The sequence below is a fragment of the Acidovorax sp. HMWF018 genome (assembly GCF_003061035.1).
Taxonomy (GTDB): domain Bacteria; phylum Pseudomonadota; class Gammaproteobacteria; order Burkholderiales; family Burkholderiaceae_C; genus Acidovorax; species Acidovorax delafieldii.
Genome location: NZ_QAIM01000476.1, coordinates 1 through 948 on the forward strand (window position 1 = coordinate 1; position 948 = coordinate 948).

At 70.0% G+C, this 948-nt stretch carries 1 pseudogene; it reads right to left on the reverse strand.

What is annotated here, in order from left to right:
• Nucleotides 1–948: pseudogene (locus DBR23_RS31285) on the reverse strand (error-prone DNA polymerase); the annotation flags it as partial.

Consider the following 948-nt stretch of genomic DNA (forward strand, 5'->3'; position numbering starts at 1 on the left):
TTGCAGCGGGGCCTCGTGCACGGGCACGTCGCGCCACAGGGGAGGCGCGCTGTGCTGGGCGGCGGCGTCCCACATCTGCTGGCGCCGGTGGCCCGACAGGCTGGCCAGGGCATCGGCGGCTGCCAGGGCTTGCAGGTCTTGCTGGCTCAGTTGGGCACGCAGGGCCAGGTCTTCGGTGGTGGCAAAGGCGGGGCCTGTGGCGCGGGCGTGCAGCAGGCGCCGGGCGGCATCTCCGTGCAGGCTGCCTACCAGCCGCAGGCCCAGGCGCACGGCGGGCTGGGGCAGCGGCGGTGCGCCCAGGCCGCGTGCGGGGCGCAGCGGCTCGGGGTTGCCCTCCAGCGTGCAGTCGATGTCGCTCACAGTCACGTCGATCGGCAGCACGCGCACGCCGTGGCGGCGGGCGTCCTGCACCAGTTGCGAGGCGCTGTAAAAGCCCATGGGCAACGAGTTGAGCAGCGCCGCCAAAAAGCACGCGGGCTCGTGGCACTTGAGCCAGCTGCTGGCATAGGCCAGCAACGCAAAGCTGTGGGCATGGCTTTCAGGAAAGCCGTATTCGCCAAAGCCCAGCATCTGCTGGAAGATGCGGTCGGCAAATTCGGCGGGATAGCCCCGGTCTTTCATGCCTTGTTTGAGAGGCTCTTCAAAGCGATGCACGCCGCCCTTGCGCTTCCAGGCGGCCATGGAGCGGCGCAGGTCGTCGGCCATGCCGGGGGTGAAGCCCGCCGCGATCATGGCGATCTGCATCACCTGCTCCTGGAAGATGGGCACGCCCAGCGTGCGCGCCAGGGCGTCCTCCAGCTCCGGCTTTTCGAGTTGCAGAGGCTCGCCCTTGCGCCGGCGCTCGCGCGCCTGCAGATACGGGTGCACCATGCCCCCCTGGATGGGACCGGGGCGCACGATGGCGACCTCGACCACCAGGTCGTAGAACTCGCGCGGCTGCAGGCGGGG